23 protein-coding genes are annotated in these 22542 nt (G+C 40.8%); 7 read left to right on the top strand and 16 right to left on the bottom strand.

Going from position 1 to position 22542, the window contains the following annotated elements:
• Positions 1-22: 22 nt before the first annotated feature.
• The 5 genes from EJ103_RS03560 to EJ103_RS03540 all read right to left on the bottom strand — a co-directional run bounded on the left by EJ103_RS03560 (position 23) and on the right by EJ103_RS03540 (position 3371).
• Positions 23-493: a hypothetical protein gene (locus EJ103_RS03560; RefSeq protein WP_126006096.1), complete on the bottom strand. Its 471-nt coding sequence runs from the start codon at positions 491-493 to the stop codon at positions 23-25.
• Positions 494-654: 161 nt separating this feature from the next.
• Entirely contained in the window at positions 655-1068 is a 414-nt protein-coding gene (locus EJ103_RS03555) for a helix-turn-helix transcriptional regulator (RefSeq protein WP_126006094.1), read from the bottom strand.
• 509 nt (positions 1069-1577) lie between these two features.
• Positions 1578-2660 carry an endonuclease/exonuclease/phosphatase family protein gene (locus tag EJ103_RS03550; protein ID WP_126006092.1) on the bottom strand — a complete coding sequence of 361 codons (1083 nt, stop codon included), beginning with the start codon at positions 2658-2660 and terminating at the stop codon, positions 1578-1580.
• A 23-nt stretch (positions 2661-2683) separates the two neighbouring features.
• Complete coding sequence (locus tag EJ103_RS03545; protein WP_126006090.1) at positions 2684-3046, bottom strand: hypothetical protein; 363 nt, start codon at positions 3044-3046, stop codon at positions 2684-2686.
• Between the two features lie 76 nt (positions 3047-3122).
• Complete coding sequence (locus EJ103_RS03540; RefSeq protein WP_126006088.1) at positions 3123-3371, bottom strand: TIGR03643 family protein; 249 nt, start codon at positions 3369-3371, stop codon at positions 3123-3125.
• Positions 3372-3489: 118 nt separating this feature from the next.
• Here EJ103_RS03540 and EJ103_RS03535 point away from each other — a divergent pair, with 118 nt between their 5' ends.
• From EJ103_RS03535 to EJ103_RS03525, 3 genes are all read left to right on the top strand, one after another.
• Complete coding sequence (locus tag EJ103_RS03535; RefSeq protein WP_126006085.1) at positions 3490-4182, top strand: transporter substrate-binding domain-containing protein; 693 nt, start codon at positions 3490-3492, stop codon at positions 4180-4182.
• A 62-nt stretch (positions 4183-4244) separates the two neighbouring features.
• On the top strand, positions 4245-4838 hold the full coding sequence (locus EJ103_RS03530; RefSeq protein WP_241232306.1) for a YoaK family protein: 594 nt from the start codon (positions 4245-4247) through the stop codon (positions 4836-4838).
• A gap of 74 nt (positions 4839-4912) precedes the next feature.
• Entirely contained in the window at positions 4913-6973 is a 2061-nt protein-coding gene (locus EJ103_RS03525; protein ID WP_126006083.1) for a TonB-dependent receptor, read from the top strand.
• 15 nt (positions 6974-6988) lie between these two features.
• On the opposite strand, the gene EJ103_RS03520 is transcribed toward EJ103_RS03525, so the two are convergent.
• Positions 6989-7771 carry a helix-turn-helix transcriptional regulator gene (locus tag EJ103_RS03520; protein ID WP_126006081.1) on the bottom strand — a complete coding sequence of 261 codons (783 nt, stop codon included), beginning with the start codon at positions 7769-7771 and terminating at the stop codon, positions 6989-6991.
• Positions 7772-7872: 101 nt separating this feature from the next.
• On the opposite strand from EJ103_RS03520, the gene EJ103_RS03515 reads away from it, so the two are divergent.
• On the top strand, positions 7873-9075 hold the full coding sequence (locus EJ103_RS03515; protein ID WP_241232293.1) for an MFS transporter: 1203 nt from the start codon (positions 7873-7875) through the stop codon (positions 9073-9075).
• Here EJ103_RS03515 and EJ103_RS03510 read toward each other — a convergent pair.
• From EJ103_RS03510 to EJ103_RS03470, 10 genes are all read right to left on the bottom strand, one after another.
• On the bottom strand, positions 9072-9296 hold the full coding sequence (locus EJ103_RS03510; protein ID WP_126006079.1) for a hypothetical protein: 225 nt from the start codon (positions 9294-9296) through the stop codon (positions 9072-9074). The genes EJ103_RS03515 and EJ103_RS03510 overlap by 4 nt on opposite strands.
• 117 nt (positions 9297-9413) lie before the next feature.
• Positions 9414-10256 carry a galactosyltransferase-related protein gene (locus tag EJ103_RS03505; protein ID WP_164521609.1) on the bottom strand — a complete coding sequence of 281 codons (843 nt, stop codon included), beginning with the start codon at positions 10254-10256 and terminating at the stop codon, positions 9414-9416.
• The gene (locus EJ103_RS03500) at positions 10246-11316 is read right to left on the bottom strand and encodes a glycosyltransferase (protein WP_164521608.1); all 1071 of its coding nucleotides are present in this window, start codon (positions 11314-11316) and stop codon (positions 10246-10248) included. The genes EJ103_RS03505 and EJ103_RS03500 overlap by 11 nt, the downstream gene beginning before the upstream one ends.
• On the bottom strand, positions 11300-12334 hold the full coding sequence (locus EJ103_RS03495) for a glycosyltransferase (RefSeq protein ID WP_126006073.1): 1035 nt from the start codon (positions 12332-12334) through the stop codon (positions 11300-11302). Before EJ103_RS03495 ends, EJ103_RS03500 begins: the two co-directional genes overlap by 17 nt.
• The gene (locus EJ103_RS03490) at positions 12331-13350 is read right to left on the bottom strand and encodes a glycosyltransferase (protein WP_126006071.1); all 1020 of its coding nucleotides are present in this window, start codon (positions 13348-13350) and stop codon (positions 12331-12333) included. The genes EJ103_RS03495 and EJ103_RS03490 overlap by 4 nt, the downstream gene beginning before the upstream one ends.
• Positions 13347-13931, bottom strand: a complete 585-nt coding sequence (locus tag EJ103_RS03485; protein WP_126006069.1) for a glycosyltransferase — start codon at positions 13929-13931, stop codon at positions 13347-13349. Before EJ103_RS03485 ends, EJ103_RS03490 begins: the two co-directional genes overlap by 4 nt.
• 85 nt (positions 13932-14016) lie before the next feature.
• Positions 14017-14169 (bottom strand): hypothetical protein, encoded by a 153-nt coding sequence (locus EJ103_RS20130; protein WP_024031649.1) that lies wholly within the window; start codon positions 14167-14169, stop codon positions 14017-14019.
• Positions 14170-14539: 370 nt separating this feature from the next.
• Entirely contained in the window at positions 14540-14953 is a 414-nt protein-coding gene (locus EJ103_RS03480; protein WP_004588484.1) for a GFA family protein, read from the bottom strand.
• Positions 14954-14983: 30 nt separating this feature from the next.
• Positions 14984-15625, bottom strand: coding sequence for a TetR/AcrR family transcriptional regulator (locus EJ103_RS03475; RefSeq protein ID WP_126006067.1), 642 nt, complete (start codon positions 15623-15625; stop codon positions 14984-14986).
• A gap of 73 nt (positions 15626-15698) precedes the next feature.
• On the bottom strand, positions 15699-16988 hold the full coding sequence (locus EJ103_RS03470) for a M20 family metallopeptidase (RefSeq protein WP_054983526.1): 1290 nt from the start codon (positions 16986-16988) through the stop codon (positions 15699-15701).
• A 259-nt stretch (positions 16989-17247) separates the two neighbouring features.
• Between EJ103_RS03470 and EJ103_RS03465 the strand changes: the two genes are divergently transcribed.
• The 3 genes from EJ103_RS03465 (at position 17248) to EJ103_RS03455 (ending at position 22457) form a co-directional block, all read left to right on the top strand.
• Positions 17248-19317, top strand: a complete 2070-nt coding sequence (locus tag EJ103_RS03465; protein ID WP_126006065.1) for a bifunctional 2',3'-cyclic-nucleotide 2'-phosphodiesterase/3'-nucleotidase — start codon at positions 17248-17250, stop codon at positions 19315-19317.
• 161 nt (positions 19318-19478) lie between these two features.
• Entirely contained in the window at positions 19479-20393 is a 915-nt protein-coding gene (locus tag EJ103_RS03460; protein ID WP_024031645.1) for a LysR family transcriptional regulator, read from the top strand.
• 108 nt (positions 20394-20501) lie between these two features.
• Positions 20502-22457 (top strand): TonB-dependent receptor, encoded by a 1956-nt coding sequence (locus EJ103_RS03455; protein ID WP_055254759.1) that lies wholly within the window; start codon positions 20502-20504, stop codon positions 22455-22457.
• Positions 22458-22542 lie beyond the last annotated feature (85 nt).

Below are 22542 nucleotides of genomic sequence, written 5' to 3'. Positions count from 1 at the left end.
TAACCTTAGACTCTTGCTAGGCTTAAAGTTTGACACCAAACTGATTTTTAAAACCATCATTTGTTACAAAAGGCTCAAGGCCTAATGATTCTAACTGCTCCCAGAGATTTAAAAAAAGTTTATCTTTAATTGTTTCTCTCACAAACTGACGATATGTCTTGTGCCATTCAGAGTTAAATCCTAATAATGTTGGATCTCCTGAGAGGAGTTCACTTGTATTAAGTGCCGCACCATCAAAATCAACAGAACCTAGAAAGTAAGGTGATTTAACCCATTTGAAATTGTCCAGGATGATATATGAGTGATCATCTCTTTTCGCAGCATTTAAAATACCAGATTTAATTTCGTCGATTCTATTTATGGTTTCAGTAATTATACTATGAAATTCAAGTTGTTCTTCTTGTAACTCTTTTTGTTTATCAACATGCCTTTGTTTTACAGACTCTTTAAAAGTCTCACTTCTTGCTTCGTTGATTTCATTAATAAAACTCATTTTAATTCCTTTTAAATATTAAATTATCACAGGTAATTGATTTTTAAGCCTAGCTTTTCAATAACGGGCGCAGACACGTAGGGCATAATAGCGAAGCCGCCCTGCGTGTATGCGTCCCGGCGAACGAAGTGAGTGCGTTTATTGAGTTGTTATATCGCTACTCACCAATATTTCTTCGTATCAATATAGTGCTTCATGTTAGAAAAGATGTAAGCTAGAAGAAAAAATGCCGGCGTCGCAATTACATCGGGTTTTATGAACCAAGTTAATAGGCCCATGAGCACCGTTATAATTTCTAACATAACAATTTGCTTTCTTGCTTTTACTCCCCAAAACGAAAACCTGACCCATATTGGCTCTTTGTTCCATTCTTTAGATGTTTTGTCTATCACGATAATTTCCTCTTGAAGTTTAGAAATGTCAATTTCAAACACAGAGGCAAGGGCTTTAAGAGATTCTATGCTGGCCTTGTTTCCACTTTCTATTCGTTGAATAGTTCTAGTACTCAAGCCGCTTAACGTGGCAAGTTGTTCTTGCGACCAGTTTCGTTTTTCTCTAAGACGTTTGACTATCATTTGGGCTCCTTACCAATGTGAGAGGAAACTATCCATGTTTTAATCGATTGTCGGTTACGAAATTCACACGACAGTGGGGCGACAGGCGATGTTTACAGCGATATAACAATTAATAGTGCGCTCATCACACATATTTCTGCCGACTTAACGCTCATTTATCTACTTTATATAGTTTTAACAAATAACCTAAGGTATTACTATAACTATGTTTTCTAAAGTTTTTAGGTAAAGTTAAATAGAACAATATGCGCTTATCGCTCATTTTCATGAATATATGCGCAAAAAGCAGTTTTACCAATCTATTAATGACGATATTTGGCCAGTATCAATGACCGCTTATCGCTCTTTTGAGGCATTCGCCTAAACACGTTTTGGGGCAGAAATGAGTTAAATCTGGAAGGTAGCTTCACGCCATGAGGCACTCAACAACATAAATATTGATTATAATTGGCAAGGTATTTTACTGTGTCGGATGGCGCTTCGCTTATCCGACCTACACAAGCTAATAGCTACGACTCTTTTTCAAACCTTGGTACTTTGCGCTTATCGGCTTTGCTCATAGCAAGTTCTTGAATTTCTTCTTGCTTTAGCTCGTCTGATTTATCTTCTAATGAATGCTGCTTGGCGTTTTCATACACCAGCTCGGTAAGTAGTGCAAAATGATCAGAGCCGTATTTTGCAAGGCGCTTAATACGCTTTACTTTAAACCCTGGGCTGTGAAATAAATGATCGAGCGGCCAGCGCATAAAAAAGTAACTTGCGTGAAAGGTGTTATAAAAACCACGGCCTTTACGTGGGTCTAAAAAACCACTTATTTGCATAAATAAACGGGTGCTGCGCGACCATGCCACATCGTTTAAATCACCGGCTACAATGGTCGGGCGTGTTGGCTTTTTAAGTGCTTTAGCGACCATTATTAGCTCTGAGTCGCGTGGGCGCGATGAGTCTTCCTCAGTGGGGCTTGGTGGCGCGGGGTGTATAAAGTGCCCTTGCATTTCAAGGCCTTCATTGTTTTCGAACAGGATATGAATTGAAGGAATATCATCTTCAATGAGCTCACATATTTGCGCATCAAGAATTTTAAATTTACTGTATAAATGCATGCCATAGCGGTTGTCTTTAGGGCATTCAATATAATAGGGGTAGTTTTTTTTAAGAACAGCTAATTTGTTTTCCCACCAGCTGTCGCTTTCAAGGGTAATTAATAAATCGGGCTGGTGTTTATCAACCAGTGAGATTAGTTGCTCACTATTGTGGTTTGACATAAGCACATTAGCCGACATGATTCTAACACTGTGATCTTCGCTCACTGAGGCCGTTTTAACTTCTTTTTTAGCAAGCCAAGTGTAAGGAAATATCCACTTACCTTGTAATGCCATGGTTAGTAATGCGGTTAAAGCAGTATACAAATACCCGCTATTGCCGCTTTGCCACAGTAAATAAAACGATATAATTGCAACAGCGCTGGCTATATAAAATACCTGTAGTCGAACGAAGTCGCAGCTGCGCACTAAGTAGTGCTGACTGTACGACATAGGTAACAAGGTCACTAATAAAAAAAAGCCAATGATTATAGCCAGTGCAATGAGCATTTAAATATCCTTATAAATTGTACTTAACGAGTTAAAATTGAAAGTATTTCTCGGGTATCGTGCACCATGTGTATAACTGTACTGTCTATTTTTATACTTACTGTACCATTATCTCTAGAACGTTCAATAACGCGGCCTTGTTTATATACATTGCGGTCTAGGTAGTCGCCTCTATGGTAACGCTTATTTAACCCTGGTGGCGTCCACCCAGCACGCACTAACTTTTTTTGCTGCTTTTTAGATAGTTTCTTACTGCTTTTATAGTTGTGCTGCTGATGTTTATTGTGGCCATTTTTATGGCCGTGATTGTCTTTGTCGGGCTTTGCCTGTGCATTAACGCTAACCAAGGCACCCGCAAAAAAAACAGTATATAAAAACGCTTTCATAAATAATCTCTAATAATGTTAATAGCTAAAGATTATCAAACACGCCTGAACATCATATGAAACTGTAAGCAGCGATTTATCTCGGCTTGTACTGTGTTTTGCAATGGCTGCGCATTATGGCTGGGTCTCGCAGTTTTAAATGCTTGGTTTTACGCCCTGCGTGGCGTTTGCGCCACGCTTTAAAACTCCCCTTTGAAATATGCTCTCGCATAAACAATACCAGCTGTGAATAATTAAGCCCGTATAACTGCTCTATAGCCTCAAAGGGGGTTCTGTCTTCCCACGCCATTTCTATAATTCGCGATTGCTGCTCTGCGTTAAACATGGTTATCTCTTAAAATTTAAACTTATACGAGAAGAAAAAATACATAGATCATCACCTCAAAACCGAATATCGCTGTATAATAAACACACTAACATAAGAAAAAATCGGATTTACATGTATGCGCACATTATTGCTGCTTTTAGCTTTTAGTTTTTCTTCGCTATTATTAGCCGCGCCTAATAAAACGCTGCGCTGTGCAACTACCCATTACCCGCCTTTTACAATTTATGACGATAAAACACATACCTTTACGGGCATAGACATAGACTATTTAGCTTTTATAGAGCGTAATTTAAATTTAAACATTGAGGTGGTTCATTTACCGTGGGCACGCATTAAAAAAGAAATGACGTTAGGTTACTACGATTGTTACTTTGCGTTGGCTAATAATACCGAGCGTGCGCAATATTTAGAATTTACCACTGAGCCGCTACACACCACTCAATTTGGTTTATTTAGCACACAAAAAGCGAACCTTAATAATGACTTATCAAATTCACGTATTGCTATGCTAAGAGGCGTTAAATTACCCAGTGTACTGGCAAAAGAATATAATATTAAACAAAGCAACTTTATGCATTCACTCTCCACTAAAGCCACGTTTGATTTGCTTAATAAACAGCGTGTTGACTACGCAATAACTAATTATCAAGCCGGTTTATGGTACTCAAAAGGCTATAAAAACATTCATGCTAAGCAGCTTGAAGGCTACGCCCTACCTGTTTATATTGCTTTTAAGCACGGCATGGTCGACACCGCACTAGTTGATGAGCAAATAAAGCGCTATAAAGCACAATTCGGTGTGCATTAATAAGGTAGGCAATGTTAACTAAATTACCAAAATGGGTTGAGTACGACGCGCTATAATAGGGCATTGTTAACGCTATTGGGTTATTAGGGTTTGAGCATCAGGCTATTTCGCACCTTTCGGGCAGTGTAACGCTACTTGGCATTAGCTTAATGAGTAACGTCTCTAGCGCACTATTGCTATTGGCTGTAGTGCTGAGCTTTATGCTTGGCTCTGCCCTTTCTGGTTTTTTACTTACCGGCGGCTCGCTAAAGCTGGGACGCCATTACGAGACCTTATTATTTATTGAAGGCCTATTACTGCTTTTAAGCGCCTATTTACTCAGCCGCGCCCATGTTTACGGCATTACGCTTGCCTCTGCTGCCTGTGGTTTACAAAACGTCCTTGCCACTAACTACAGCGGCGCAGTAGTGCGCACCACTCATTTAACCGGTATTTTTACCTACCTAGGTTTAATGATAAGCAAGGCGCTAAAAGGTGAACCCTTTGATACCCGCAAAGGCGTCATATTTATACTTATTATTGCCGGCTTTTTACTAGGTGGAGTGTGCGGGTTTATGCTTTATGAGCACTTAGCCCTACTTGCTTTAACCGTGCCCGCTGCGGCTTGCTTTATATTATCGCTAACTTATCGGGTATATAGAATACGCGCACTTTAACGCAAGCGGTTTAAAAACCGTTTAAAACACCTTACCATGGCGTTAATAAAGCGTTACTCACCTTAAAGGAATGTATGAAACCTTATATTTTGCTGCTGTTACTGCCTCTCAGCCACGTTGCACTTGCTGATAATAAAAACGATGATGCAATAGAAACCATAACAACCACCGCATCACGTACAGAAGCACTGGCTACCCCCTATCCGCTTACTATTAGTACCTTATCTGAGGCGCAATTAAATAGCATTGCGCCTACTCATGTTGAAGAGTCGTTACAACGTATTGCAGGTGCTAACGTACAGCGCGGAAATGGGCAAGAATACCTACCGGCACTTCGCTCGCCGGTGCTTTCGGGCGCAGCAGCCTGTGGCGGCATACTAACCCTTGAAGATGGCATTGCACTGCGTGCTGCAGGCTTTTGTAATATTAACGAGCTTTTTGAAGCGCATAGTGAAATGGCGCAGCGCATAGAAGTACTCAAAGGCCCCGGCTCTGCACTTTATGGCTCAAATGCTGTGCATGGTGTTATTAATGTAATAACGCCCGATACCACGCAAGGCGGTGGATTAGTCGGGCTTGATTATGGCTCATACGGATATGCCCGTTATAAGCTTCGCGCTGGGCAAGACTACGGCAACAGTGGTATTGGCATAAACGCCAGTGTTACCGACGATACCGGTTACCGTGATGATGAAAGCGTTAAACAGCAAAAAATAAATATTCGCCACCGCTTTGAGCACTCAAACCTATTGCTTACCTCTGGCCTTACATACACAAATTTAGATCAGCACACTGCGGGCTTTATTACGGGTTTTGAAAGCTATAAAAACGAAGACATAGCACAGCAAAACTTTGACCCCGATGCATTTAGAAAAGCCCGCTCATTTAGAGCGTGGAGCAACGCGCAGTGGCAATTAAAAAACGGCAATGTGCTTTCTATTACGCCTTATGTGCGCGACCAAAGCATGGACTTTTTTAAGCATTTTTTACCTGGCACCCCGCTTGAAACCAACAGTCAAACAGGCATAGGTGTGCAATCGCTTTATCAACATAACTTGCAAAGTAATGTAAAAGTAAACCTAGGGCTTGATGGCGAATACACCCGCAGCGACTTTACTCAAAGTCAAAACGAGCCAACTCAAGGCTCTGCATTTTTAGTAGCCACAGTACCGCAAGGCAAACACTACGATTACGACGTAAACGCAACCCTGTATGCGCCGTTTGCATCAGTTGAGTGGCAATTAAATAAATGGTTTATTAGCGCCGGCCTCAGGTATGAGCATATGCAGTACGATTACACTAATAATATGCTCACAGGGCGCACAACAGAAGACGGCACAGAATGTGGTTTTGGCGGTTGCCGTTATAGTCGCCCAGCCAGTGGTAAAAATAGCTTTAGCAATACCTCACCTAAATTTGGCGTGAGCTACAAGCTCAACAATAACAATACGCTATACGCTAACTTTTCGCGTGGCTACCGAGCGCCGCAAGCGGCAGAGCTTTACCAATTACAACGCGAGCAAACGACCGCCGATTTAACCCCCGAAATAGCCAATAATGCCGAGCTTGGTTTAAAAGGATATTACAGCAATGTAAGTTACGCATTGGCTGTGTATGCTATGAGCAAACACAATACTATTTATCGCGATAGCGACTTCTTTAACGTTAATGATGGCAGTTCACGTCACAGAGGTATTGAGCTTGAAGTAGATTATGCATTAAGCAAAACGCTTAACTTACAATTTGCAGGTACGCATGCAAAGCACACGTATACCAATAATCAGTTAATTAATGGGCTAAATATAAACGGTAACAACGTAGACACCGCGCCTCGCAATGTGGCTAACCTTGATTTAACCTGGCAAGCCTTTAATAACCTAGCGCTTGCACTGCAATGGCATAGCGTAAGTAGTTACTATACCGACCCAGAAAACCTACATAGCTACGAGGGGCATGATATTTTAAGCTTGCGTGCAAAGTGGCAAGTTACCAATAATTTAGAAGTGCTTGCACGTATAATTAACCTTACCGACGAAGCTTATGCTGAGCGTGCTGATTACACCAGCTTTACTGGCGATAGGTACTTCCCGGGTAAACCGCGTAACGCCATGCTTTCGGCTACGTACACGTGGTAAAACCATGTATAAAGGTTAATTTAAATCGCCCATATATTTAGTGGGCGATTTTCCCATTACCTTTTTAAACATAGTTATAAACGCACTTACAGATTCGTACCCCAATAATGCCGACACTTGCTGTACACTTTGCCCATCTGATAGTGCCTGCAGCGCTGTAATTATATGTAATTGCATTCGCCACTTACCAAAGGTCATACCGGTTTGCTTTTTTATAAGCCGTGCCATCGTCCGCTCGGTTAAAGCAAAATCGTGTGCCCATTGTGCAAGGGTTTTACGATTATTTGGCTGTGCGAGTAACTGCTGCCCCATTGCTTGAATAACCGCATGCTTAGATAACACAAAGTCGAGCGGCTGGGCGGGCATTTCAATTAATAAATCAAACAGTACCTGAGCTAAACGTGCTGTTTTAGAGTCTTCATTATAGGCTTGGTGTTCGCTCGCTAGTTTTAGCATTAAACTTTTTACCAGTCCCGTTATTGCTAATGTACAGGTATGCTGTGGCATGCCGTGCTTATCGGCATCAATAAATACAAAACATAATTTGGCGTTATCAGATGCACGATTGCTGTGTAAGGTGTTTGCAGGTACCCAAATAGCGCTGTGCGTTGGCACCATCCACATTTTGTTAGCCGCTTCGCAGGTAACATAACCATCAAGCGCTAAAATTAGCTGCCCCTTAGGGTGAGTGTGTAACGGGTATTCTTTACTGCCTTGTGCGGTATCTACTTTAGCAATTATAGGCTGTACCATGTGCTCGTAGTTTTGTAGGTACCCCCACCCTTTAGGCTCAAACATATTTTGTCAGTTTTTAGTTATTTAATGTCAGTATAGCTAAATTATAATACTGCTGATTTGTTTATACTAGCGCCAATAATTAGCTAATTTATTTTGTAATAATGACTCATAAACCTCACAGTAATGCTGGTATGTCGCGCTTTTCAAGCGTATTACTTGTAATAGGTATTTTACTTATTGCAGCCAATTTACGTGCACCTTTTACAGGGGTTGCCCCTGTGCTTGAACAAATAATTGCGCATTTTAATTTAACCGCTTCGCAGGCGGGGTTTATTACCACGTTACCGCTAATTGCCTTTGCCATTATATCGCCTATGGCTGCAAGCCTGGCTAAACGCCAAGGGCTTGAGCGCACATTGTTTTTTGCTGTATTTTTAATATTACTGGGTATTGCCGCACGGGTGGTTAATTCATCCATTATGCTATTTGTAGGCACAGCCATAATAGGTGCAGGTATTGCCATAGCTAACGTATTGCTACCAAGTATAATAAAACGCGACTTTGCGGCAAAAGTAGCGGTAATGACCTCTGCTTATGTACTCACTATGGGCATTGCCTCGGGTGGCTTTTCAGCATTAGTTTATCCGCTTAGCCAATATGAAGGGTTAGGCTGGCAGTTTGCATTAGGAGCTAGTGCACTCATTACAATTACCACTTTAATTGTGTGGATGGCGCAATTAAATAAACACACAAAACCGGCACAAACAGCACAGGCCTCAACACTTAATAAAAGCGTATGGCGCTACCTACTTGCTTGGCAAATTACACTATTGCTAGGTTTAAATTCGTTTTTAAATTACATCATTATTACTTGGCTGCCTAGCATACTCACCGAAGCGGGCCAAAGCGCAACGCAAGCAGGCGCGTATCATGGTGCTTTTCAAATTGCGACCGCCATACCTGGGCTTGTGCTTATACCTTTGCTAGGAAAATTAAAAGATCAAAGTGCGCTTAGCTTTATACTCGCATCACTGAGTGCGTGCTGTGCGCTAGGACTACTTTATATGCCAAGCTTTGCATTAGTGTGGACGCTACTACTTGGCTTTAGCTCGGGGGCGTGTTTTATTTTAGGGCTGTCGTTTATTAGCTTACGTACTGATAACTCCACGCAAGCGGCTTCGCTTTCGGGTATGTCACAAAGTATTGGCTATTTGTTGGCGGCTATTGGCCCTATGGTAGCTGGGGCGCTACATACAAGTACCGGCAGCTGGAGTGCGCCGCTTTGGTTATGTGCAGGTGCAGGTGTGTTATGTGCTACATGTGGATGGTTTAGCGGCAAAAACACCACGCTTAATAATAGTTAACTTACTAGCTGCTGTAACCATGAAAACAAGCCCGTTGCTGGCTTTTTTGCGGGGCGATGCTTTTGCTCAAAGCGTTTATTAGCAGCTTGTCGTTGCTCGCGGCGCAGCTGTGCTAAATTAGCTTTTGCAGCAAAACATAAACGCTGCTCTTGGGTTAGTTCGTCATTAAAGTTAATGGCTGACTTTTTGACTGCTCGGCTACTTTTCGGTGAACTACACATATTTTTCTCCAAATGACTGTCTTATAAATAGACAGTCATTTGGTTAAAAAAATTTCAATTAATAATATTTGCTTATCATTTTATGCTGTTTAGCTTTTAGCATGCAGCACACCTCATTTAATACGGCGAGGTAGAGCGGCATGCTTCTATCTCATCGCGGGTCGGCTTTTTTAAAAATTTAACGCTGTGGCTCTTTTCGTCAATTTTAACTATATCCATAACGGCCATTTTTTTTAGCCAACCAAACATAGGTAAAAACTGCCATTTTTTTGCAAAGGTGTTGGCGTTATTACAAATATCTTCAGCGTAGTTTATAGGTGGCGTAAACTTGTCGTGGTATTGGTGCAGTACCCAATCATCAATGTAATTAAGCTTTATGTTGTTAACTTTACACTGCATAGCAAAGTCGGTGTCTTCAGCGCCGTAACCAATAAATTGCTCATCAAAGCCATTCACTTTATTAAAGTCACGTTTATTAATCGCAAAAATTAAAGACCAAAAAGTTAAAAAATCTACATTTTCGTTTATAGGCAGGTTTTTGCGTTTTGGATGATCAACAGCCTCCTCTACTAATAGCTCGTAGTTACCATTACAAGGCACATACGGTAAATACTTTGCCTTGGCACTTACCACTAATTTATGGGTTAATTTAGTCAGTAAGTTTTCAAAAAGTGTGGGAGAGCAAATACAGTCTACGTCTATAAATATAACGTTATTTTGCTGAGCATTTTCAACCCCAGTATTACGCGCTTTAGCGAGGGGTAAACCTGTGCTTTGCATATATACATTTTTGGTTAAAAAAGACGTGCTTGGGGTAACATTGTGGCTGTTTTTTTCATCCATCCACACCACCACCATATCGGTTGGGCGCAGCGTACTATTTTCTATACTATGAATAAGGTTAGCAAGTTGCTGGTGACGCCCTTTTACAATAGTAACGACTGAAAATTTATGGCTCAATTGCAACCTCCTCAACTAACGTAATAAATTCGCTAATAAACTGTTCTGTATCACTTATTATTTGTGCTTTACTCATTTTGGTTTTTCTTGCATCAATTAATGCGGCCTCTATTAGGGCATTGTTTTGCTGTAAAAACGCTGAAAAAGGTAAATGCACGGCAAGATTATTTTTAGCTAACATACGCGCTTTTTCATCTTGCTCTTGGTAGGGTCTGTTTTCGGGTATAACAATCAGCTTTTTTCCCAGTGCTAACAACTGTGATACTGCATTATTGCCACCACTTGTAACTACAACGCTTGCAGTAATCGCTTGGCTTATATTAGCCACCATCCCTTTATAGGTTACTCCTTTAATAGGCTCGCCGTGGCAGCCAATAACCTCAACGTGATCTGTGTAATTAGTAAGTACACGTGCAATTAATGCCGCTCTTTGGGCATCTGTTATTAGCAAAGTAATATGATTGCCAAAATCTGTTTTTGAGGCGCTTTCACAACCTGTGTATTTTGATATAAACCCCAAATAATGGGTTTTATTAAAATAGCCGTAGTGAGGTATTTCTAACTGCTTTGGGTACGGGGCGTATAATTTAGTCGCGCATTCATAGGCAAACACTTGAGTAGGGTCGCCACTAATATCACCCGAATGGCGCTGCATTAAAACAGGTAAACCAATACTTCTGGCCATAATAGTGAGTTCGGCCGATACATCACTTATAAATAATACCGGTTTGTATTGCTGCGCTAATAAGTTAAAAGTTATAGAGCGCTCAAGTGGCGCTTCGCTAAATTCTATTCCTTCAAACGCTGCGTTATAGCTCCTATGCACTGAGCTTTGCCCTGCCCATTTTGAAGGCAGCTTTTCGAAAACGCTCCGCTTACACACTTTATTTAAAGCCATTTTGACTTTTATATCGCCATAGAGCACCACTACGTTATAGCTATTTTGAAGCTTATTTATAAGTAACTCAGCGCGTGTAATGTGGCCCGCGCCATGATGATGAACATAAAAAAATACAGTCGGTAAATTTGGCTCATAATTTGGCTCATATAAGTGCTGCATATTCGGCCTCATAATTTGAAACAGTAACGTTAAAGTCGAAGTTTTTAGCGAATGATTGGCACGCTTGCGGCGTTATTTTGCCCAGTTTTTTAATGGCTGATACAGCTTCATCCACATTGTTTAGTGCGGTGCACACATTAGAAAATCGCAATTCTTCGGGTATGGCTGTTTTAAAGCCTATAACCGGTATGCCATGAGCAAGCGCTTCAATGGTTGTTAGGCCAAAAGGTTCGTGCCACTTAGAGGTGGCTAAAAATAAGCGAGATTTAGCAAGTTCTGCAAATAACTCATCATGTTTTAAATGCCCTAAATAACAAACGGAGTCTGTAAGTAAGGGTTCGACTTTAGCTTTAAAATATTCTTCATCTTCAATGGGGCCAGCTATAGATAAATTGCGCTGTAACTTTTGCGCTATTTGAATCGCCGATACTAGGTCTTTTTCGGCGTTAATACGCCCCATCCAAAACAAATCATGGGTTTTATTTTCCTCTAGTACACATTCCCTTTTGGGCATAGTAACGCCATTTGAAATCACTTTAATTGCGCTACCAAGCTGAGACTCCCACTCTTTACACAACCGGTTAGACACGGCTATATAACGATGATCGCTACGCGCTTTATGCAGCTTATGTATTAAGCCAAGCTTTGGTGATACAGGGGCATGTAAAGTAATCATGCTTTTTATATTGTGCAGTAATGCAACATCATATATCGCATGATAATAACTGTGGTAATGCACCACGTCGTAATACGAATTATCTATTAGCGCAAACTGGGCGGCCTGATACAGTTTTTGGCCTTCTTCTTCTGTGGTTATGTTGTCTTTCATACGCAGGGGGGATTCATCTAACTGTAAAATGTTAAACTCGTTTTCTTCATCAGCGTCTTTACACAACACATCAACAGTGTGCCCTTTTTTACAAAGTGCGTTAGCTAAATTAGCAACAAAGGCCTCTGTCCCCCCCTTAAAAGGTTGTCGCAAAGAAACTATAGGACTGGCGACCATTAGTATTCTCATGCAATTATCCCTAATATGTTACTGTATTCGCTGCACATTTTAGCTATAGGGAAATTACGCGCGCTTTTAATTACATCATTTTTATTTAACGAAAAAGAAGCTTCAAGCGCGGCGGCTAAACTGTTTACGTTATTACCTTTAGCCAGTACGCCTGCCCCTTCACTGACTATTTCAGCAAACGCACCGCGATTAAACGACACCACTGGCGTACCTGTTGCCATAGCTTCTAAAGTAGAAAGCCCAAATGGCTCATCCCAGCGGGTACCAAATACAGCAGCTTTGGCATTTGCCAATTGGAGTTTAATACTGTGGTGATCAAGATGCCCTAAATAGCTATCGCAGGGTCTTAGCAAAGGCCGTACTACATCATCCATATAGTGTTTATCTGCGATGGGGCCGGCAAATTTTATAGCAATACCCATTTGTTGCGCTGTAGATATTGCTATATCAATGCCCTTACTCGGTAATATTCGGCCATAAGTAAACACATAATCTTGAGGGTTCTTTGTTACCTGCCAACGTTTAAGGTCTATGCCATTGTAAGTAACTTCTACTTTGTCGTTTATAAAGGGCTTCCACGCCTCAGCTAAAGAATGCGACACTGCGGTGAAGTGTATAAACGGCGAGTAAGAAGCCAGCCCCACAACCGCTTTAAGTTTTGAATAAGGCGGCGTATGCAATGTGGTTAACATGGGAATGTTATGTTTACTGGCCCACAATATGGGGATGGGATTAAGAGAGTTATTATGTACTACGTCAAACTGCTCTTTAGTTATATCGGCCATTACCTTAAGCATAAAATCGTTTTCAACTATATCGGGATATTGTTGATATTGGCTGTTATCTATCTGAAACGATTTTAAATTACAGTTAACCTCGCTGTCTGGGTGAGCATATAAAGTAACCTCATACACTGATTGGTAGTATTCAACCAGTGCACCAGTAAAGGCTTCTAGCCCACCAGCATAGGGCGATTTAATAGGAAATCGAGGGTGAGCTATAATCGCAAGTTTCATACTGCAAGCTCCTCGCGTCCGTGCGGCTTTTTATACAAAAGAACCCATGGCGCTTCCTTTTTGCTTTTTGCAGTAAACATTTTTTTCATTAACTGCCAATCACTGCTTGGCGCTGTTTCAAAGGGTAAAAACTCTAATAAAGAATCTTTTTTAAATATTATGCTTTCCAGCGGTCTTTGATAGGTGCGATCTACTTTCTTTGTGTTATCAAAGTAATAAGGAGTAAAAACAAAGTCCTCTTCAAAGCCTTCGTTTATTAATTTAAAAGTGTGCTTTTCATCAAATACGTCGTCATCTGTACGAAAAACCACAAAGTCACTCAACGTAGCTTGCAGCCCCACGTTATAAGCCGCAAACCGACAGTTTAGCTGGTGATCAATATAAATGATGTTTGGGTCAATCGCCTTTAACCTTAGGCGTAAGTTATACCTTTGTTTATACTTTTGCGTTGAATTATCAACAATGGTTATGATGCAGTTACTGGCGTATTTTTGTATTTCTTTAACCCGATCTATAACACCTTCATTGCAGTGGTAAGTTACTAACACAATGGCAGTTTTACAGTATCTTTTGCTTTTCATTATTCTTCCTTAGCCACATTCTTATTTAAAACCGCTTTAAACAAGGGCATTAATTTCCGTATCTCTTACGCTAATAAATTAAGCGCTAACTTTTGTAATCGTTAAAATATGCACTTAATTGCTTTAAGCGCAGCTCTAAGGCTAATTTTTCAGAGAGTTTCCAGTGTGGTAGTTTTTTTAAACGTGATTTGGCCGCTTCTAATTCAGCCCCCACTTCGCTTGTAGATAAAATTCTCATTTTTTTCACCTCATAATAAATATGCAGTCCATAAGAATTTATCAGCAAATAACAAGCCAAATAGGTACAGCTAAAAATTAAATATATATCTATAAATATCAAAAACTTACATTTTAAAAAAGTGGAAATGTGTTTTTATAAAGGGGGGCATAGGCATATATTTCAATAAAATATGAAAATAATTCACAAGCGCTTTAGCTCATAAATACTTAATCACTCGCGTTAAAAAAACGCTCTAAGGCAACAATAAACAGATTTAAATATAAAGAAGAATACAAAAGGAAGGGTAATTAAAATAGCTGCTAGTGAGACTCTCCCACTAGCAAGGCATGGCTAATAAGTTGTTTTATTTACTCAGCGCCCATTACGCTTATGATTGAGGCGTAGTTTCAAAAGCCGGCACTTGGTGTAAATCGTTTAGCCATGTAAGCGTTGATTGCGACCAAATTTGCGCAGCTGGGGTAAATTCATCACGCTGATCAACTGCCCCTATGCGCAGGCCGTACACTCTATCGGCTTTTGCTTCGTTCGTTGCGTAAAGTGTAGTGCCGCACGTACCACAAAAACCTTGTGCGCGTTTATTACCGCTTTGTGCTGTTTTAACATACTCTTTTGGCTCGCCTTTAGTAAATACCACCGAGTTTGGCTCAGCCATAATTACCGCTCTAAATGGCCCACTCGACATGCGTTGGCAATCGCTACAATGACATACAAGTACGTTATTATTTTGCGACTGAGCTTGGTATTTAATTTCACCACAATAGCAGCTTCCAGTAATTTTCATTTTACTCTCCTTGAGCATGTTTAAAGGTGCTTAACCTAAATAAGCTAAAATAATTTTAGGTAGTTCTTGCGCGTATTGCTGCGCCGATAAATCACAGGCTATCGCAGGGGTTAAATCGTGATACAGCACTTTATCAAGCAATGAACTGACAATTAAAAATACCGCCGTACCTGCCGCTGCTTCGCTCACTTTGGTATCTGTTTGGCTAATTAATTGCGCTAACCGCTGATAAATTACTCGCCTGTTTATGTGTTTATCACTGCCTAATAACTCGCTGTGTAAACGCGAATTTAAATGCAGGGTTCTAAATACCCCCTGCTGTGATGATAAAAACACATAGGTTTTATGGCATAAAGTGTTAACTACATCGTCTAAGTTTTTATAATGCTGCGCCTCAAGCTCACTTACCCAGTTATCTAATGCAATACCAAAGTCTTGATACAACATGGGCAGCAGCGACTCTTTATTTTTAAAGCGACGGTAAAACGTACCTACCGACACCTCGGCGTAATCGGCCAGCTCTTTTATACTTATGTGCTCAAAAAACTTACTTTTTAAACTGTGATGCAGCGCTTTTACTAGTTTTTCTTGGGTTTGTTGGCTGCGTTGTTGCTTAGGCGCCAAAAAAGGGGTTTCAGACATAAATTCAAACATGTTGAGTTGTAAGCGCACGTACTGTACAGCTTGTAAATTTAAACAGTAAAACCCAGCCAGCAATTACATTACTCGCTGGGTAGTTATGTCGTTATTTTTGGCTATTTAAATAATCTACCGCTAATTGGCTAAGCGCTTTGGTACCCACTTTAAACGATGACTCATCGGCGTAAAAATAAGGTGAGTGGTTACTTGCTACCGTTTTTAAGTCTTGATCGTCAGGCGTACCACCTAAAAATACAAATACACTCGGTATTTCTAGGGCATAAAACGAAAAGTCTTCTGCGCCGGTTATTTTACCCATTTCTTGCACGTTTTGTTTACCGGCTGCTTTTTCAAGGCTAGGTAACATTTGCGCAGTAAGTTCAGGGTTATTAACCGTTACCGGGTAACCTTCGTGAATATGCACATCGGCCGTTGCCCCCGATGATTTAGCAATATGTGTAGCGGTTGTTTTAATATTTTCAAAGATTTGCGCACGATTATCCATATCAAAATTACGAATAGTGCCAACCATTTCAACTTCTTCAGGAATAATATTATTACGCACACCACCCGCTATTTTACCAAACGACACAATGGCAGGCTCTTTGGTTATATTTACTTGGCGGCTAACAATATGGTTAACGCCCGTTACAATTTGCGCAGCGGCAGCAATAGGGTCAACGCCTGTCCACGGTGCTGAGCCATGGGCTTGGCGACCGTGTACAGTTATTTCAAAGCGATCGGCACTGGCCATAAACGGCCCACTTCGATAGCCAATTTTCCCCGTATGTAGGCTCGATGTAATATGTAGACCAAAGGCTACGTCAGGTTTATATTTTTTAAATATACCTTCTTTAAGCATTAGTTCTGCACCGCCCTCTTCGCCTAAAGGTGCGCCCTCTTCAGCAGGCTGAAACACAAACATGATGTTGCCATGCAATTCATCTTTCATATTTGCTAATACTTCGGCTGCGCCCATTAGCATAGCTACGTGCGTGTCGTGGCCACAAGCATGCATTATGCCTACATCAACGCCACGGAAATTTGTGGTTTTGGTTGATTTAAATGGCACATCTGTTTTTTCTGTTACCGGTAGCGCATCCATATCGGCGCGTAGCATTACTGTAGGGCCAGGCTTTGCGCCTTTTAAAATACCAACAACACCAGTGTAAGCAATATCGGTTTGTACTTGCATACCTAACGACTTTAAATGTTTAGCCACAATGCCTGCGGTACGTGTTTCGCGATTACCAAGTTCTGGGTTTTGGTGAAAGTCGCGTCGCCATTCAATTACCTGTTGCTCTACATTTTTAACGTGTTGATCAAGGTTCGCCTGTGCGTTAAACGCACCAAGTGCAGCAAAACCTAATGCCACTGAAAGTAGTGATTTTTTCATCCTGATTTCCTTTATTATTTTAATGAAGCCCAACAACCGATTTAGTGTTATCGAAAAGTGCTGTTAAGTTATAGCCTACACCATTTTTAAATTTATTTTTTTACTACGAGCGCTAAGGCGTACAAGTTTGAAAGTAATACTAAAACACTGTTTACTGTAATAGCACCATCTAAAAATGTAAATATGGATTCACATTTTGATTCATCATACTTTAATAAATCTTTTTTACTGTACTCTTTTTAAATTACACGGAATGACCATGAAAAATCGAATCGCTAAAAAGCACGTTTTAAAATCAACATTGGCACTGACTATTGCACTCGCATTGAGTGGCTGCGACATTGATGATGACGATAATAACGACCCTGTCGTTGTAGAAACACCAGAGCCTGCACCGGTTACTTTGCGCGTAATGGAAACAACCGACATACACATGTATTTATCTAACTACGATTACTTTGCACAAGCCCCCTCAGAAACCTTAGGGTTTGTTAACACCGCCACCCTTATAAAAGAAGCCCGCAATGAAGTGCAAAACAGTGTACTTGTTGATAATGGTGATTTAATTCAAAACAGCCCGCTTGGCGATTACGAAGCGATTGTACGTAAAGACGATATTTTAAATGGCGCAACCCATGTGGCCTTTAAAGCAATGAACTTGCTTGATTACGATGTTGCTAACTTAGGAAACCATGAATTTAACTTTGGCTTAGAGTTTTTAGATGCCACATTAAGTGGTGCCGACTTCCCGTATATTAATGCCAATGTATACGTTGATGATGGTGATGATGACGACAGCAACGATGAAAACCGTTACACACCGTACTACCTTCAAGATAAAACCGTATTTGATATAAACGGCAACGAACAAACAATTAAAATTGGTTACTTAGGCCTTACCCCACCGCAAATTATGCAATGGGATAGCGCGCACTTACAAGGTAAGGTCATTGCTAAAGATATTGTTGCTACTGCTGAAAAGTTCATTCCACAAATGAAAGCACAAGGTGCCGATATTATTATTGCCATTCCGCACTCTGGGTTAACAGCCAGCGCCCAAGAAGACCTCGCTGAAAATACGGCCCTTTACCTGTCTAAAGTAGATGACGTAGATGCCATATTGTTTGGTCATAACCACCATTTGTTTCCGGGTGATTCGTCGTACGATGGCTATGAATCGGCGGGTATTGATAACGTAAACGGTAAACTTAATGGCGTACCGGCTGTTATGCCTGGCTTTTTTGGCAATAACTTAGGGGTTATTGATTTAATTGTTGAGCCAAACGATGAAGGCGGCTGGGAAGTAACCAGCTCAAAAGTAGAAACCCGCGCCATTAGTGGTACAGATGAAAACGGCGACTTTGTTGATTTAGCTGCTGTAGATACCGATGTAGCTGCCGCAATTGAGCTTGAACACCAAGCAACGATTGATTGGGTGAGCGAACCATTTGCTGAAATTTCAAATCCAATTTATAGCTTTTTTGCTTTGGTGCAAGACGACCCGTCAATTCAAATAGTATCAGATGCACAAATAGCGTGGGGTAAAGCATTTATTCAAGGCACTGAGCTTGATGGCTTACCTGTGCTTTCGGCAGCAGCCCCTTTTAGAGCTGGCCGCAATGGTATTGAAGATTATACCAATGTAAAAGCAGGCGATATTACCTTACTAGATACCGTTAGTTTGTATGTGTTTCCAAACACTATTCGTATGGTAAAAGTAACAGGTAGCGATGTTAAAGAGTGGCTTGAACGCTCTGCGGGTCAGTTTAATCAGATTGATGTAAACAGCAGCGCTGAGCAAAACCTACTCGATACCACTTTTCCTACTTTTAACTTTGATATTATTGACGGCGTTACCTTTGAAATTGACGTCACTCAGCCAAAACGATACGACAACGATGGCGTATTAATAAGTGAAAACAATTCGCGCATTACTAACTTGCAATACCAAGGTGAAGCGATAGATTTAGAAGCAGAGTTTTTAATTGTAACTAATAACTATCGTGCATCGGGCGGCGGTAATTTCCCCGCGATTGATGGTACAAGCCGTGAAACATTTGAAGGCCCAGATGAAAACCGCGGTGTGCTGCGTAGCTACATTATTAGCGAAGCCGCTAAAAGTAGCACAGGCAGTATTGACCCTTCGGCCGATAATAACTGGCGCTTTAGCACCGTGACCACCAGCACAGAGCTAAACGTTGTGTTTAGAACATCACCGCTTGATGAAGTAGCTACTATTGCACAAACACTCCCTGCAGTTGCGCCTACCTCACCACTTAAAACAGACGAAAATGGTTTTGCGCTATACACCATAGATTTAAAAAACTAATCGCACATAACCTACAAAAACCAGCTTAATTGCTGGTTTTTGTTTTTAACGGCGGTGTATTTTGATGTGCTGGCTTATTTTTATTAAAAACACATTTACGCCAAGCTCTGTTTAAGTGCTAGGATAATGGCTTGAAATACTGATAACTTGCAAACCTAACTATGAATTTAAATCAGCTCGATCTAAACCTTCTTATTATTTTAAAGCAGCTTTTAAACGAAAAACATATTAGCAATACCGCCTTAACTTTAGGCATGAGCCAACCTTCTATAAGCCGCTCGTTAAGTAAATTGCGCTCCTTGTTTGACGATCAATTATTAATAAGAATGGCTGGAGGGTATGAGCTAACACCAAAAGCGCAATCAATTCAGCAAGACCTAAATTCTATTTTAAATATGGTAGAAACACTGGTTAACAAGCAAACCTTCGACCCTAAAACCAGCACTGCCACCATAAAACTGTTTGGCCTACCGCCGCAAATGCATTTATTTATAAAAACAATAATTAAAGACGTTCGCGAGCAAGCGCCTAATATCACCCTTGAAATAGACACCCTGCCTAAGCCGCAGTTTTCTGATTTGCTTAAAGGCGATACGCACTTTGTGATTACTGGCCACAAGCCCGCTAATTCAGAGGGTAAATTATATCAACAACCGTTGTTTGAGCGCGAGTTTAAATTAGTAATGGCTCGCTCCCACAGGCTGGCTAAACAAGAATTAAGCGTTGATTTATTGCGTGATTGTAATTTTGGACAAATATCAATTCAGGGCGAAAAAGCATTAACTATTGCACAAAATTTTGCCGCGCTAGGCATTGATAATATAGCGACGCCAATACGCTTAAAAAACTTTTACAGTATTGGCAGCATTGCTGAAAACACTGATTTAATATTTTATGTGCCCAATCATTTTGCTGCAGATGTGTGCCAACAGCATGACGTAGTTGCCAGAACCCCGCCCCCAGAGCTTAGCTCAGAGTATGCACAAGTGGCTTTATACTGGCATCAACGCCACCATAATGACCCTGTATGTCAATGGTTTAGAGAGCTTGTAAAAAATAAAGTATTTGAAGTTTAAATAACTGTTATTCATGTAGGGTATGTATTTTAAATTGCCATTTAAGGCGGTGAGCGGTTTAATACGAATCATTCTTAATAATATTAAAATTAGATAAACATACTCACCATGAAAAACACGCTCCCATTTAATAAGCACGCGCTTAACGTTGTTATTGGTACTTTGTGTACTGGTATGTCATTCATAAGCTTAGCGGAACAAGCTCCCGATACCTCAGAAACCATTGAAGTATGGGGCACAACAATTACTAATGACTCGCTATTACAAGACGATATTGAAAGAAAACAAGCCAACCATTTAAGTGATTTACTCCGTGACCAAGCTGGTATTGACGTAGGTGGCTCGCACTCTATTGTACAAGGTATTAATATTCGTGGTGTTGACGATTTAGACCTCAACATTACTGTTGATGGTATTAGCCAAAACAATAATATGTTCCACCACTCAGGAAACTTACTTATTAATGCTGATATTTTAAAAGCAGTAGATATAAAAGTAGGGACTAACTCGGTGCTAACTGGCGGCCTTTCTGGTGGTGTAGCCTTTGAAACCAAAGATGCTAAAGATTTACTAGAGCCAGGTGAAGATTTTGGGGCACGCTTATACACAAACTTAGGTACCAATGATTACGCAGGTGGCTCTGCTGCGGTATATGGTCAGCTAACCGACAACATAGACGCCCTTGCCTACTACACCTACACCGACAGAAATAACTTTGAAAACGGCAATGGTAAAGAAGTTACAGGTAACGAAGGCCGCACGGTAGATGGCATCTTCAAGCTCGGCTGGGATGTAAACGAGAGTAACCGTTTAGTGTTCTCATACGACAGATATAACGATGAAGGCGATTACTACGTAAAAACCAACTTTGGTGCAGGCTTTGCTGAAGATTCAGACGCGCAAACAGAAGATATTGACTACACACGTACCAGCACTTCACTTGCCTACGAGCTAGATAAAGGCGATGCCATTACCCTACGCGCTAGCGTTTATCGCAACGAGCTAAGCTATATTGCACTAGGAACTGAGGGCAACTCTGAGCATACGGGCTACACTGCCCTTGCAACATCTAAAATTGCACTTGCTGGTTTTAACCATACATTACGCTACGGCGGCGAAGGGTATGAGCAAGTTTCAAAACGTATCGAAAACCACGTACAAACCAATAAAGACACTGCCGACTCTCACGCTATTTATATTGAAGACGAAATCGCTGTAACCGATCAGTTATTTGTAACCCCTGGCGTGCGTTACAACTACTTTAAAGTAGATATGTACTCAGCCGGTACTAACGATTCGTTAGATAAATCGTGGAACGAGTTAACGTTTGGTTTAGCGGCTAAATACCTAATTAACGATAACTGGAGTGTTAACGCAAGCTCTACAGAGCTGTTTCAAGGTCCTGGCCTGCGCGAAAGCTACGTTGATTACAGTACTAACTTTGATAAAGACCTAAAAGCAGAAACCGGTGTAAATAACGCCATTGGTTTTGCCTTTAAAGATCAAAACATTATGGGCTTAGACTCATTTGGTTTTTCATTAAACCTGTTTAAAACCCGTATTGAAGATTACATAGACAACTGGGCAATTGGTAAAGGTCGCCCAATTGGTACCTATGAAAACTCGGGTGATTACGATATAGATGGTTTTGAATCAACGCTTTCACTGCGTAAAGCGCTATTTAGTGCGCGTTTAAGTTACTCTAAGTCAGACTCTGAACAACTAGAGACAGGCGAGCAACTGCGTTATGAAGTAGGTGATAGCATTTCACTAAACCTTGGCTACGAAGTACCAAAATACGACTTGAAATTTAACTGGACCAGCCTAGTTAACAGAACTGATGACTCAGTATCAAGCGGTGCTGATATTCATAAAGTGGGTTATCAGGTTCATAACATCAGCATGCAGTGGCTACCAAGCCAGCTTGAAGCACTAAGCATGACCTTAGGTGTTGAGAATATTTTTGATAAAACGTATTACTCTCACGCTTCATACTCAAGCGACACAGTGCAAGATTACGAAGCGGGTCGTAATGTTAAATTAAGCGCGTCTTACGTTTTTTAATTTAATAATTTGCGCATGATTTAAGGCTCAATATTTTATTGAGCCTTTTGCTGTTTAAGGGGGGCGTACCTTAAATAGCGTCAAC

The organism is Pseudoalteromonas sp. Xi13 (genome assembly GCF_003952205.1).
GTDB lineage: Bacteria > Pseudomonadota > Gammaproteobacteria > Enterobacterales > Alteromonadaceae > Pseudoalteromonas > Pseudoalteromonas atlantica.
The sequence above is the reverse complement of the archived record's forward strand: the minus strand, read 5'-3'. Positions and strand labels throughout refer to the sequence as shown.